Raw genomic sequence first — 14,673 nt, forward strand, 5'->3', positions numbered from 1 at the left:
TAAAGATAGGTTACCTATTCTAAGCAGTCAAAAACCAGCTCCGCATTGTGTTTACATTAACATCTTGTGCTGGTATTTACAGCTATTTTCTTTGAATAAAATACAACCTCTTGTCATATTGAATTTTAAACTAAAAAACCCTTTCAAAGTTTAAACTTTGAAAGGGTTTTGAATTAAAAGACGCTATTTAATAAATTGGATGTTCTAATTGTTATTTTGACATAAATGGTATTACAACTTTCCTTCTTTTATTTCTTCTACAATCTCTGGATTTAATAGGGTAGAAATATCTCCAAAATTAGAATAATCTCCTTCTGCAATTTTTCTAAGGATTCGTCTCATGATTTTTCCGGAGCGTGTTTTTGGTAAACCGGTAACAAACTGAATTTTATCTAACTTGGCAATAGGCCCAATATGATCTGAAATATGCTGATTAATCTCTTTGGCTAAGTTTTCTTTATTTCTGGTTTCTCCGGTTTCTTTAAGGATTACAAAACCATATAATGCATTCCCTTTGATGTCGTGAGGAAAACCTACAATGGCTGATTCCGCAACAGCAGGATGTTCATTTATAGCATCTTCAATAGGTGCTGTTCCCAGATTATGACCGGAAACAATTACCACATCATCTACTCTTCCTGTGATTCTATAATACCCAACCTCATCACGTAAAGCACCGTCTCCTGTGAAAAATTTACCTGGAAAGGCAGAGAAATACGTGTCTTTGTAGCGCTGATGATCACCCCAGATTGTTCTGGCAATTCCTGGCCATGGAAATTTGATGCACAAACTACCAACGACCTGATTCCCTTCTATTTCATTTCGTTTTTCATCCATTAGTACGGGTTGAATTCCGGGTAACGGCAACGTGGCATAGGTAGGTTTTGTTGGGGTAACAAATGCAATAGGCGATATCATAATTCCTCCTGTTTCAGTTTGCCACCAAGTATCTACAATAGGACATCTTCTGTCCCCAACATGATTGTTGTACCAATGCCAAGCTTCTTCGTTTATAGGTTCACCAACTGACCCAATAACTTTTAAGGACTTCAATGGGTATTTTAATACAAAATCTATATTTTCTTTGGCAAGCGCACGAATAGCAGTTGGCGCCGTGTAAAACTGGGTAACTTTGTGTTTTTCGATGGTTTGCCAAAAGCGACTGAAATCAGGATAAGACGGAACGCCTTCGAAAATTACGGTTGTAGCTCCGTTCAATAACGGGCCGTAAAGAATATAGGAATGTCCGGTAATCCAGCCAATGTCAGCGGTACACCAAAAAACATCATTTTCTTCATAATTGAATACGTTCTTGAAAGTGTAGGCAGTATACACCATATACCCTGCAGTGGTGTGAACCATTCCTTTGGGTTTTCCTGTTGAACCGGAGGTGTACAAAATAAACAACGGATCCTCAGCATCCATGATTTCGGCTACATTATTATCTGAAGCCTGATCCAAAAGTGGTTCCAACCATTGGTCACGACCTGCTTTCATATTGATCTTTGAATGAATTCTTTTGGCTACTAAAACTTTTTCAACACAAGGACATTTTTCCAACGCTTCATCAACAATTACTTTTAAGTCGATTGTTTTGTTACCACGAAATCCACCATCAGAAGTAATAACCATTTTACATTCACTATCATTAATTCTAGCTGATACCGCAGAAGCTGAAAAGCCCGCAAAAACAACAGAATGTATGGCACCAATTCTGGCACATGCTAATATTGAAACGGCTAATTCTGGGATCATAGGCAAATAAATACAAACGCGATCTCCTTTACTTATGCCTTGCTCACGCAACACATTTGCCATTTTGCAGACCCGTTGATGCAATTCATTATAGGTAATATGCAATGCTGCTTCTGAAGGATCATTCGGTTCAAAAATAATAGCCGTTTTTTCGCCTCTTTTTGCAAGATGTCTGTCGATACAATTTTTTACAATATTCACTTTGGCTTCAGTAAACCATTTTATGTCGGCTTCAGCCATATTAAAATCAACAACTTTATCCCATTGTTGGTACCATGTAAAATTTTCCTCTGCTATTTTTCCCCAAAATTTTCGAGGTTCACGAACTGATTTATTGTAATGTTTAAAATATTGTTCTAAATTTTCAATTTTATAGTAGCTCATGTTTTAATTTTTTATAAAAGTATTAAATCTAAGTCTATTCCTAATACTATTTAGACTATAAATACCCACAAAAAAAAATGGATTATTCAATATAAATAGCTTTTAATTACCAATATGATTAATTTTTACTTTTTTGAGGGAATATGTAAAACACAAAAAGCGGAAATATATAAATACCTCCGCTTTTTGTATCAACAAAAAATCCCTAACAATTAATTTAGCAACGACAAATAGTATTTTATTTGAACTATAACCAACCTATTCAGTTGTAATAAAACACCAATCGCTAAAAATTTTCGCGTTGATTTATTTAAGATCAATCATTATTACACTGCACCATTTTTATAAATTATTAGGGATTACTTCACTTAACGTTCAATCACGCTCGACGTTAAGTGAATGTAAAAGCGACTATATTCATACTATTTCTTTAATAAATTTTAACTAATTCAAAATATTATAAAACCAATGGTATAGCGCTAATCCCAACACACCCTCTTGTGTGGTAATTCCTAATTTTTTTATCCAATTTTTTTCATCGCAGTCATGGATTCTCTCAACCACTCCCCAACTTCTTCTATTGGATGTTGACGAATGCTTTTGTTTACTGCAATAAGAACCGCATTGTCAACTCCATTTGAAGTTGAAAAAGGTTTCCCTATCACATTAGTATCTACCGTTTTCATAAAATTAATCAACAATGGTTTGCAGGCGTGATCAAATAAATAACAACCATATTCTGCAGTATCCGAAATGATTCGGTTCATTTCATACAGTTTTTTTCGGGCTACTGTATTGGCAATCAGAGGCAATTCGTGTAAAGACTCATAATACGCTGATTCTTCAATAATTCCTGTTTGAGTCATGGTTTCAAAAGCCAATTCGACACCCGCTTTCACCATGGCAATCATCAAAACACCATTGTCAAAATACTCTTGTTCTGAAATATGTGCAGCTGTTGGCGCTGTTTTTTCGAAGTTAGTTTCTGCAGTTGCAGCTCTCCAAGTCAATAAATTGATATCATCATTAGCCCAGTCGATCATCATATTTTTGGAAAATTCGCCAGAGATAATATTGTCCATGTGTTTTTGAAACAACGGACGCATGATGTCTTTTAATTCATCTGCTAATTCATACGCTTCAATTTTTGCGGGATTAGACAAACGATCCATCATATTTGTAATTCCACCATGCTTTAAAGCTTCTGTAACTGTTTCCCAACCGTATTGAATTAATTTTGAAGCATAAGCAGGCTCGATTCCTTTTTCAACCATTTTATCGAAACATAAAATAGAACCGGTTTGTAACATGCCACAAAGAATGGTTTGTTCTCCCATTAGATCTGATTTTACCTCGGCTACAAATGAAGAGTTTAAAACCCCGGCTTTGTGACCACCAGTAGCAACCGCATACGCTTTTGCTTGTTCAAAACCAGCTCCGTTTGGATCATTTTCGGGGTGAACCGCGATTAAAGTGGGTACACCAAAACCTCTCTTGTATTCTTCACGTACTTCTGATCCAGGGCATTTTGGCGCACACATAATTACAGTGATATCTTTCCGAATTTGCATTCCTTCCTCTACAATATTGAAACCATGAGAATAAGCAAGCGTTGATCCGTTTTTCATCAAAGGCATGATTGCCGTAACTACAGCTGTATGTTGCTTGTCTGGTGTAAGGTTGCATACCAAATCAGCTGTTGGAATTAATTCTTCATACGTTCCCACTTTGAATCCATTATCAGACGCATTTTTAAACGAAGCTCTTTGTTCCGAAATTGCATCGGCGCGTAAAGCATAAGAAATATCCAAACCAGAATCTCTCATGTTCAACCCTTGGTTCAACCCTTGTGCTCCACACCCTACAATGACTACTTTTTTTCCTGCTAAAGCTTTAATTCCGTCTACAAATTCAGACTGATCCATGAATTCGCAAACACCTAATTGTTCTAATTGTAATCTGAGTGGTAATGAATTGAAATAATTTGCCATTTTTTATTGTTTAATGATTGTAAAATTTAATAATTGTAATAATTAATGCTGATAAGATTGAGATTCCTCCTTGGTCGGAATGACAAACTACATAGCGACTGAACACTTTTAAGAAAGTTTTTCTAATAATGTTGAAATCTCCATTTTTGCTTTGGAAACTGATATTCTCCCGGAACGAACAAATTGCATGATTCCAAAAGGTTTTAATTTATCGTACAATGATTCAATTTCAGCACGTTGTCCCGATTTAGAAATCACAAAATAGTCTCTGGCTACTGTAACTATCTCGGAATGGCTTTCTTTGATGATATTCTGAATTTGTTTTTCGTCAAATAGCAAGCTCGACTCAATTTTGAATAATGCATTTTCTAAGAAAATAGTTTCTTCGTCAATATGATAAAAAGCTTTGATGACTTCAATTTGTTTCTCGATTTGTCCTACAATGTTATGTACCCATTTTTCGGTGGTATTCACCACGATAATAAATCTAGAAACACTTTCTATCTCCGATTCGGATACATTTAAACTCAAAATATTGATATGACGTTTCAAGAATATTCCAGATATTCTGTTCAATAAGCCAACGTTGTTTTCTGAATAAACAGAAATGGTGAATGTTTTATTTTCCATGTTTTTTATCCTCCCCCCAGCCCCCTCCAAAAGAGGGAGTGCCGAAACTAGCTTAGGGTATGTTTATAATTTTTATTACTAATTCAAAAATATAATCTATTAACAATTTCTCTTTCAATCTCCCTCCCCGAAGGGGAGGGTTGGGATGGGTATTAACTCAATCTTATATCAGATACCGATGCTCCTGTTGGAATCATTGGGAATACGTTATTTTCTTTTTCTACCATAACTTCCAGGAAATAGGATTCTTTTGAAGTCATCATTTCGGCAACAGCCGCATCAAGATCTTCTCTTTTGGTTACTTTTTTTGCTTTGATGTAATAGCCTTCAGCAATGGCTATAAAATTAGGATTGATCATTTCGGTCGAAGCGTATCTTTTGTCAAAGAACAATTGTTGCCATTGACGAACCATACCTAAAAATTCATTGTTCAAGACCACAATTTTCACAGGAACTTTAGTCTGGAAAATAGTTCCTAATTCCTGAATGGTCATTTGAAACCCTCCATCTCCAATTATGGCTACTACTTCTCGATTTGGCATTCCCATTTTGGCACCAATCGCAGCAGGCAATGCAAATCCCATGGTTCCTAAACCACCTGAAGTGACATTACTTTTGGTCGAATTGAATTTGGCATACCGACAGGCAAACATTTGGTGTTGTCCTACATCCGAAACCATAATGGCATCTCCTTTAGAATGCTTGTTAATCATTTCAATCGTTTCTCCCATAGAAATTCCTTCTTTCTTAGGCTTTAACTCGTCATTGATTACGGCTTCTAATTCAATTTCATATTTTTCTTTGAATTCATTGTGCCAGGATTCATGTGTGTTATTTTCGATAAAAGGAAGTAAAGCGGTCAAAGACTCTTTTACATCTGCTAAAACGGCTACCGTTGTTTTTACGTTTTTATCGATTTCGGCTGAATCAATTTCAAAGTGGATTACTTTTGCTTGCTTTGCATAGGTTTCCAGATTTCCGGTGACACGATCATCAAAACGCATTCCAAGGGCAATCAAAACATCACATTCATTCGTCAAAACGTTAGGACCATAATTACCGTGCATCCCTAACATCCCTACATTCAGCGGATGATCAGTAGGCAATGCCGAAAGTCCTAAAATAGTCCAAGCGGCGGGAATTCCTGATTTTTCAACAAATGCTTTGAGTTGTTCTTCGGCTTCACCAAGGATAATTCCCTGACCAAATACGATAAAAGGTTTTTTGGACGTATTAATAATTGCAGCTGCTTCCTTAACTTTTTCCAGATTTAAAATCGGCTTTGGATTGTAACTTCTGATGCTGGTACATTTTTTATAGCTGAATTCCATTTGGTCAAACTGAGCATTTTTTGTAATATCAATTAATACGGGCCCTGGACGACCTGATTTAGCAATATAAAAAGCTTTTGCCATGATCTCCGGAATTTCAGAAGCTTCGGTAATTTGATAATTCCACTTGGTAACCGGAGTCGATATCCCAATAATATCTGTTTCCTGAAAGGCATCAGATCCCAATAAATGTTTCCCTACTTGTCCCGTGATGCACACCATGGGAGTCGAATCAATCTGTGCATCTGCAATTCCGGTAACTAAATTTGTGGCTCCCGGACCTGAAGTGGCTATCGCTACTCCTACTTTACCAGTCGCTCTTGCAAAACCTTGTGCTGCATGGGTAGCGCCTTGTTCATGACGTACTAAAACATGGTGTAATTGATCTTTAAATTTATATAATTCATCGTAAACGGGCATAATCGCGCCACCTGGGTAGCCGTAAACCAAATTTACTCCTTCTTCTAATAAGCATCTAATAACGGCTTCGGCGCCGGATATTGTATTATTTTTCATTATTATTTTTTTAGGCTTATGTCAATTTTGCTATTGCTATTGGCGTTGATTTTGAAGTTATTTATCAGTTACACATCCTGTTGAAGCGCTCGAGACCGCTCTGATGTATTTTAATAAAACTCCCTTATTTACTTTTAATTCAGGTTGAATCCAATTTGCTTTCCTATGTGCAAACTCTGCATCCGATATTTTTAAATTGATTGTATTTTTGACTGCATCAATAGTGATAATATCTCCATTTTTGACGAGCGCTATACCGCCTCCTTCAAAAGCTTCGGGTGTAACATGTCCCACAACAAATCCATGTGAACCACCAGAAAACCTGCCATCAGTAATCAGGGCTACGCTTTTTCCAAGACCAGCACCCATGATAGCTGAAGTAGGTTTAAGCATTTCAGGCATTCCGGGGCCACCTTTTGGACCACAGTACCGGATGACCACTACATTCCCTGGTTTGACTTCACCCCCGCGAACCCCAGTTATTACATCATGTTCATTTTCATAAACAATGGCATCTCCTTCAAAATACTCCCCTTCATTTCCGCTAATTTTAGCCACACAGCCTTCCTCAGCAAGATTTCCATACAAAATTTGAATGTTTCCTGTTGCTTTTAGTGCTTTTTGGATTTCGTGTATTACTTGCTGACCGTCGTTCAAATCCGGAACAGCAGCTAAATTTTCAGCTAAAGTTTTTCCAGTTACTGTCAAACAGTCTCCATGTAACAATCCTTCTTTTAATAAATATTTCATTACTGCGGGAACTCCTCCAGCTTCATGGAGATCTTCCATCAGGTATTTTCCACTCGGTTTCAAATCGGCAAGTAATGGTGTTTTGTCACTTATATCTTGAAAATCTTTAAGTGTAATTTCAATATCTACAGCATGTGCCATAGCGATTAAGTGCATTACTGCATTCGTGGAACCGCCTAAAACAGCTACCATGGTAATCGCATTTTCAAATGCTTTACGTGTCATGATATCTCGAGGTTTTATATCTTTTTCTAACAAAATTCTGATTGCTTTTCCAGCATCAATGCATTCTTGTTGTTTTTCGTCACTTAATGCCGGATTAGAAGAACTGTAGGGCAAGCTCATTCCTAAAGCTTCAATAGCCGAAGACATCGTATTGGCCGTATACATACCTCCGCAGGCTCCTGCGCCGGGACATGCGTTTTGAATCACTCCTTTGAAATCTTCCGGAGCGATTGTATTGTTAAATTTTTTTCCCAATGCTTCAAAGGCAGACACAATATTTAACGATTCCCCTTTCCATTTTCCAGAATGAATTGAGCCTCCATAAACCATGATAGAAGGGCGATTGACTCTTCCCATGGCCATGACGGAACCGGGCATGTTTTTATCACAGCCTGGAATAGCGATTAGTGCATCATACCATTGTGCTCCCATTACGGTTTCAATAGAATCTGCAATTACATCTCTGGAAACTAAAGAAAAACGCATTCCATCAGTACCGTTTGAAATACCGTCACTTACACCAATAGTATTAAAAATCAACCCTACTAAGTCCTCTTTCCAGACTCCTGTTTTTATTTTTTTAGCCAAGCCGTTCAGGTGCATGTTACAGGGATTTCCCTCATATCCCATACTAACAATTCCAACTTGTGCTTTTTTTAAATCTTCTTCAGTCAGACCAATACCGTACAACATTGCTTGTGCTGCAGGTTGTGTTTCATCTTGTGTTATGGTCTTGCTGTATTTATTTAATTCCATTGTCGGTTTATTTGTGTCGGTTTTTATCTGTTTAAAATTATTGAAAGTCAACGAGTGTTGCCTAAACAATAGTCGATTGTCCTATGTAAACATTGTCATTATTGAAATACAATAATTCATCTTTGCTTAAAATATAATTGGATATAAAATCACCTACTTCATTGGTGCCAAATTTAGAATAGGGATTCAAATCTGCTGTGACGACATTTAATTCAATTGCTTTTTCTACCGCTTCATATACTTTTTTAGCTTCTAACTGAAGTCCAAAATGTTCTAAAAGCATAGCAGCAGATAATATTGAGGCAATTGGATTGGCCGTATTTTTGCCTTTTGCCTGAGAAAAAGTGCCGTGTACCGGTTTAAAAAGGGCACTGGAATTCCCCAGAGATGCTGATGGCAATAATCCAATGGCTCCTGTGATTACACTAGCTTCATCCGATAAAATATCACCAAATAAATTCTCGGTCAAAATGACATCAAATTGTTTTGGATTAATAATGATTTGCATCGCGGCATTATCAACATAAAGGAAATCTAAAGTTACATCAGGGTAATTTTCGCTGATTTCCTGGACTACTTTTCGCCATAATCGTGACGTTTCAAGAATACTGGCTTTGTCTACCAGAGTCACTTTTTTTTGTCTTTTCTGAGCTGTTCTAAACGCTAAATGACTAACTCTAATGATTTCCTCATCGGAATACTCACATAAATCAGAAGCTAATGTGCCTTGTGCATTCGTCTTTTTTTCACTGAAATAAGATCCCCCGGAAAGCTCCCTGAAAATCACAAAATCAGTACCCTCAATGATTTTTCTTTTCAAAGGGGATAAATCTAATAAATCCTTATACGGTTTAACAGGTCTTATATTGGCATATAATCCTAATGCTTGTCTCAATTTCAATAAGCCGTTTACAGGGCGTAATTTTGGATCATGATTGTTGTCGTATTTTGTATTGCCAACAGCGCCAAACAATACAGCATCGGTATTCAGACAAAGATTCAATGTTTGCTCCGGCAATGGATTTCCTGTTTTTTCAATCGCAACGGCACCTATTAGTGCATCTTCAAATACAAACTCATGATCGAAAACCACACCAATTGCATACAATGCTTTTTTAGCCTGTAGGATTACCTCCGGACCGATTCCGTCTCCTGAAAGTACTGCTATTTTTAAATTCATAATAGTGCGATTTAAATTGTAATAGAAATCAAAATATTTTAGTTGAGGATTATTTCCTTACTCATTTTACAGGCTTCAATTATTTGATGAATATCATCATCAAGGACTTCTTTTTTGATATCGGCAAACCTCAAAAATTCAATATACACAACATCCAATTGTGTTTTTGAAAGTTCGTACCCCACTTTTTTGGCTCTGTAGGCCAATGCTGCTCTGCCGCTTCTGGCGGTAAGAACAATTGATGATTCATTGACACCAACTTCCAACGGATCCATGATTTCATAAGTCGCTCTGTTTTTGATTACCCCATCCTGATGAATTCCGGAGCTGTGTGCAAAAGCGTTAGCTCCAACAATTGCTTTATTGGGTTGCACCATCATTCCCATACTTTCAGATACTAATCGACTCATTTCATTCAGCTGACGGGTATTGATATTGGTATCTAAATTCAAATACGGATGTTGTTTGAAAATCATCACTACCTCTTCCAGTGCTGTATTTCCGGCTCTTTCGCCTATTCCGTTTATGGTACATTCAATTTGTCTGGCTCCATTTACCGCTCCTGCAATTGAATTTGCGGTAGCCATTCCTAAATCATTATGACAGTGGCATGACAGGATTACTTTATCAATTCCTGTGACGTTTTCTTTTAGATATTTAATCTTTGCGCCATATTCTTCCGGCAAGCAATAGCCAGTTGTATCTGGAATATTAAGCACGGTAGCACCTGATTTAATGACTGCTTCACAGACTCGAGCCAAGAACTCGTTGTCCGTTCTACCAGCATCCTCCGCATAAAACTCCACATCTTCAACATACGATTTAGCATGGGAAACGGCAAATTTTGCTCGGGCAATAATATCTTCTCTGGTAGTATTTAGCTTGTGTACAATGTGTGATTCCGAAGTTCCTATTCCGGTATGTATTCTTGGTCTTTTTGCATGTTTTAAGGCTTGTGCCGCAACATCTATATCATTTTTTATCGCTCTGGTTAATCCACAAACAACTGCATTCTTAACGATTTTACTTATTTCTGAAACAGATAAAAAATCACCTGGACTAGATACCGGAAAACCCGCTTCGATGATGTCAACACCCATTTCGTCCAGTCGATTGGCTATGACTAGTTTTTGATTGGTATCTAATTTACATCCCGGAACTTGTTCGCCGTCTCTCAAGGTGGTATCAAAAATTTGAACTTTCTCTCTATTCATTTTCATTTATTTAATGTAATTTCACAACTTGATAACAAAAATATCTTTCATTACGTTAATATAAAACTCAATTTAATGAAATATACTGTTTATAAAGCAATAAAAAACTTAGTAAACAATTGAATTACAAAACATTAAGCTACACTATTCTACAATGGCTAACCATCAAAAAGATTTCTTGTTCGTATTAATTAAATCGCTTTCAAAATCTGAAAAAAGACAATTTAAGATTTTTGCCAGCCGATTAGAAACCAGTTCCAATACAAAATTCATCGAATTATTTAATGTTTTAGACAAATCAGAAGTCTATGAGGAGAAGCTTATTTTGAAAAGTGGGATTATCAAAAAAGTACAATTATCCAATCTGAAATCGTATTTATACAAACAAATTTTAGTAAGCATCCGATTGAATATTCCCAGTCAGAATATTCGATATCAGCTAAGAGAACAGATTGATTTTGCTGCTATTTTGTACAATAAAGGGCTGTACAAACAAAGTTTAAAAATCTTGGATAAAACAAAGATTTTAGCGTTGGAAAATGACGAAAAACTCATGGCCTATGAAATTGTAGAATTTGAGAAACTCATTGAATCCCAATACATAACCCGAAGTATTCAAGGGCGCGCAGATGAATTGGTTATTCAGGCTAAAGAACTGAATTATCGCAATACCATTTCCAGTAAATTATCTAATTTATCCTTGCAATTGTACGGTATTATGCTTAAAACCGGATATGTAAAAAGCGACGAAGAATACACCTATATAGATGATTATTTCAACAAGCATATTTCAAGATTTGACGAGAAAAAGTTCGGTTTCAGAGAGAAATATTGGTTTTACAATGCCAATCTTTGGCGAAGCTTTTTAGTTCAGGATTTTTTATCCTGTTACAAATATGCTTTAAAGTGGGTGACCCTTTTTTATGACAACCCAAGTATGATTCATTTGAATCCGGTGTTTTTTTTGAAAGGCAATCATTATCTATTGGAGTCTTTGTACATGCTTAAGTACAAATCGAAATTCAAAAAATATTTATTACTGTTGGAAGATACAATAAAAGATTCCCATTTTCCTGTAAATGATAATATTGCATCTTTATCATTTCTGTATTTATATAATAATAAATTGAATTATCATATACTGGAAGGTACTTTTGCAGAAGGAGAATACTTAATTCCTGAAGTTCTAGGCAAGTTAAAAATACATACGGATCATCTTGATGAACACCACGAAATGCTGTTTTACTATAAATTTGCTTCTATATATTTTGGGAATGAAAAATATACAGATTGTATTTTTTATTTGGAGAAAATCATAAACAATAAAAATCTTTCCATGCGAGAAGATTTAATGTGTTTTGCCAGATTACTCTGTTTGATAGCTCATTATGAATTAGGAAAAGATTATTATCTGGAAAATCAATTGAAAAACACCTATAAATTCCTAATCAAAATGAATGATTTGCATGAAGTGCAAAAAGAAATTATTAAGTTTTTGAAAAATTTAAACTCCATTTATCCAACAGATATCAAAAAAGAATTTGTAAAAATGAGAACAAGATTTATAGAACTGGAGAAAAACACCTATGAAAAAAGAGCTTTCCTTTATTTGGATATTATTTCTTGGCTAGAAAGCAAAATTGAAAACCGAAAAATAAGCGATATCATTAAGGAAAAAGCAAAATTGAATAATCGATAAAATAAAGTGGAACTATGCCCTTAATAATTTAAACGGATGAACGGATTTTTTAAAACAATTCTCGCAGGTTACGGCGCCAAAAAACTAGGCGGCGGCTGTTTTGGTACAATTTTAATTTTCATAATTATCTATTGGATATTAGGTTATTTTTAGAATTAAAACGCTAAAAATAACCTACTTATAATTCCAAAATTAATACATCAATAGTTCTTTTAGGTCATTTTCGAATCGGCCTTTCGGCAAATATTGATCTTCCAATGCTTTAGTAAACGGAATTGGTGTGTCTAAACTTGCCACTCGTTTTACAGGAGCATCTAAGTATTTGAAACACTTTTCCATTATCATTGCCGAAAGATCACTGGCAATTCCACCAAACATACTGTCTTCCTGATAAATAATTACTCTTCCCGTTTTCTTTACCGAAGCAAAAATAGCTTCGGTATCCAAAGGTTGTAAAGTTCTTAAATCCAATAAATCCGCTGAAATTTCAGGATTTTTTGCTAAAGTATCCAAAGCCCAATGCACTGCGGCACCAAACGAGATGATCGTAACCTGATCTCCTTCTTTCAACAAAGCCGCTTTTCCTAGTGGAATCGTATAATAATCAGAAGGAACCTCTTGATAAACGCTTCTGTACAATTGCTTGTGTTCAAAAAACAGTACCGGATTTGGGTCGTTTATGGAAGTATTCAACAATCCTTTCGCATCATACGGAAATGCTGGGTAAACCACTTTTAATCCCGGTGTTTTAGTAAACCAAGCCTCATTGGTCTGCGAATGAAAAGGCCCAGCTTGTGTTCCGCCACCGCAAGGCATTCGGACTACAACATCTGCTTTTTCTAACCATCGGTAATGTGATTTGGCTAATAAATTCACAATTGGATTGAATCCTGTCGAAACAAAATCGGCAAACTGCATTTCCACAATTGCTTTATAGCCATTTATAGACAATCCCATTCCTGCCGAAACCACTGCACTTTCACAAATTGGCGTATTGATGACGCGCTCTTTGCCAAACTGCGCTACAAAACCATCTGTGATTTTGAAAGCACCACCATAGTCAGCAATGTCTTGGCCCATGATTACTGAGTTCTCATGGCGTTCCATCGATTGTCTCAAACTGGCAGAAATGGCATCTACAAAACGAATATTTTCTTTTTTTTCTGAATGGTTAATTTGTTCAAATACATGCGTTTTATAAACATCATTTAGCTCTTCACTTAAAGTAGCTTTAATTTCTGGTTCGGCATTGGCAATAGCCAAACTTTCATCAATATCCTTCTTTATTTCAGCATGTAAAGCAGCGTCAAAATCCGCGGTAAGAATCCCATTTTCTGACAAGTATTTTCTATAATTTTCTACTGGATCTTTAATCGCCCACAGGTCCATTAATTCCTGCGGAACGTATTTAGTCCCACTCGCCTCTTCATGTCCACGCATCCGGAAGGTTTTAAATTCCAATAAAACAGGACGTGGATTTTCTTTCATCGAAGCCTTTAATTCAGATAATAAATTATAGACTTCCAGAATATTATTTCCATCAACAATATGGCTTTCCATTCCGTAGCCTTTTCCTTTATCGGCCAGGTTTTCGCAACGGTATTGTTCATTTGTAGGTGTTGAAAGCCCATACCCGTTATTCTCTATCACAAATAAAACCGGTAATTCCCAAACCGAAGCTATATTCAACGCTTCATGAAAATCGCCTTCACTTGTTGCTCCTTCGCCTGTAAAAACGGCAGTAACTTTTCCGTTTTTCTTTAGTTTATTGGCTAAAGCGATTCCGTCAGCCACACCTAATTGCGGACCTAAATGCGAAATCATTCCTATAATCTTGTATTGTTGGGTTCCAAAGTGAAAACTACGATCACGCCCTTTAGTAAAACCGTTGGCTTTGCCCTGCCATTGCGAAAAAAGACGGTACAACGGAATGTTTCTTCCGGTAAAAACTCCTAGGTTTCTATGCATTGGCAAAATGTACTCATCTTGATCTAAAACTGCTGTGACTCCCACAGAAATAGCCTCTTGACCAATTCCTGAGAACCATTTTGATACTTTTCCCTGACGGATAAGAATCAGCATTTTTTCCTCTATCAGTCTTGGTTTCAGTATTCTTTTATATAAATCTAATAATTGATCGTCAGTAAGATTTTTTTTGTCAAAGGTCATTTTTCCCGTTTTATTATATGGTTCAAAGATAAAAAAATATAACAGTTTGATGTTGTTTTGTTATATTTTTTTA

Annotated in this window: 9 protein-coding genes; 1 reads left to right on the top strand and 8 read right to left on the bottom strand. The window is 36.1% G+C overall.

What is annotated here, in order from left to right; translation table 11 throughout:
* Positions 1–231: 231 nt before the first annotated feature.
* The 7 genes from acs to EKL98_RS03835 all read right to left on the bottom strand — a co-directional run bounded on the left by acs (position 232) and on the right by EKL98_RS03835 (position 10,732).
* The gene (gene acs / locus EKL98_RS03805) at positions 232–2,139 is read right to left on the bottom strand and encodes an acetate--CoA ligase (protein WP_126459723.1); all 1,908 of its coding nucleotides are present in this window, start codon (positions 2,137–2,139) and stop codon (positions 232–234) included.
* 521 nt (positions 2,140–2,660) lie between these two features.
* Positions 2,661–4,130, bottom strand: a complete 1,470-nt coding sequence (gene ilvC, locus EKL98_RS03810; protein WP_126459726.1) for a ketol-acid reductoisomerase — start codon at positions 4,128–4,130, stop codon at positions 2,661–2,663.
* Between the two features lie 108 nt (positions 4,131–4,238).
* Positions 4,239–4,760 carry an acetolactate synthase small subunit gene (gene ilvN / locus EKL98_RS03815; protein WP_126459729.1) on the bottom strand — a complete coding sequence of 174 codons (522 nt, stop codon included), beginning with the start codon at positions 4,758–4,760 and terminating at the stop codon, positions 4,239–4,241.
* Positions 4,761–4,912: 152 nt separating this feature from the next.
* Positions 4,913–6,607 carry a biosynthetic-type acetolactate synthase large subunit gene (gene ilvB / locus EKL98_RS03820; RefSeq protein ID WP_126553233.1) on the bottom strand — a complete coding sequence of 565 codons (1,695 nt, stop codon included), beginning with the start codon at positions 6,605–6,607 and terminating at the stop codon, positions 4,913–4,915.
* A gap of 57 nt (positions 6,608–6,664) precedes the next feature.
* Positions 6,665–8,338, bottom strand: coding sequence for a dihydroxy-acid dehydratase (gene ilvD, locus EKL98_RS03825; protein WP_126451597.1), 1,674 nt, complete (start codon positions 8,336–8,338; stop codon positions 6,665–6,667).
* 61 nt (positions 8,339–8,399) lie between these two features.
* Positions 8,400–9,518: a 3-isopropylmalate dehydrogenase gene (leuB, locus tag EKL98_RS03830; RefSeq protein WP_126514921.1), complete on the bottom strand. Its 1,119-nt coding sequence runs from the start codon at positions 9,516–9,518 to the stop codon at positions 8,400–8,402.
* Positions 9,519–9,556: 38 nt separating this feature from the next.
* On the bottom strand, positions 9,557–10,732 hold the full coding sequence (locus tag EKL98_RS03835; RefSeq protein WP_126561588.1) for a 2-isopropylmalate synthase: 1,176 nt from the start codon (positions 10,730–10,732) through the stop codon (positions 9,557–9,559).
* A gap of 154 nt (positions 10,733–10,886) precedes the next feature.
* On the opposite strand from EKL98_RS03835, the gene EKL98_RS03840 reads away from it, so the two are divergent.
* Positions 10,887–12,431: a hypothetical protein gene (locus EKL98_RS03840; RefSeq protein WP_126459737.1), complete on the top strand. Its 1,545-nt coding sequence runs from the start codon at positions 10,887–10,889 to the stop codon at positions 12,429–12,431.
* 192 nt (positions 12,432–12,623) lie between these two features.
* Here EKL98_RS03840 and EKL98_RS03845 read toward each other — a convergent pair whose 3' ends face one another.
* Positions 12,624–14,600 carry an alpha-ketoacid dehydrogenase subunit alpha/beta gene (locus tag EKL98_RS03845; protein WP_126561589.1) on the bottom strand — a complete coding sequence of 659 codons (1,977 nt, stop codon included), beginning with the start codon at positions 14,598–14,600 and terminating at the stop codon, positions 12,624–12,626.
* Positions 14,601–14,673 lie beyond the last annotated feature (73 nt).

Source organism: Flavobacterium bomense (assembly GCF_003970355.1).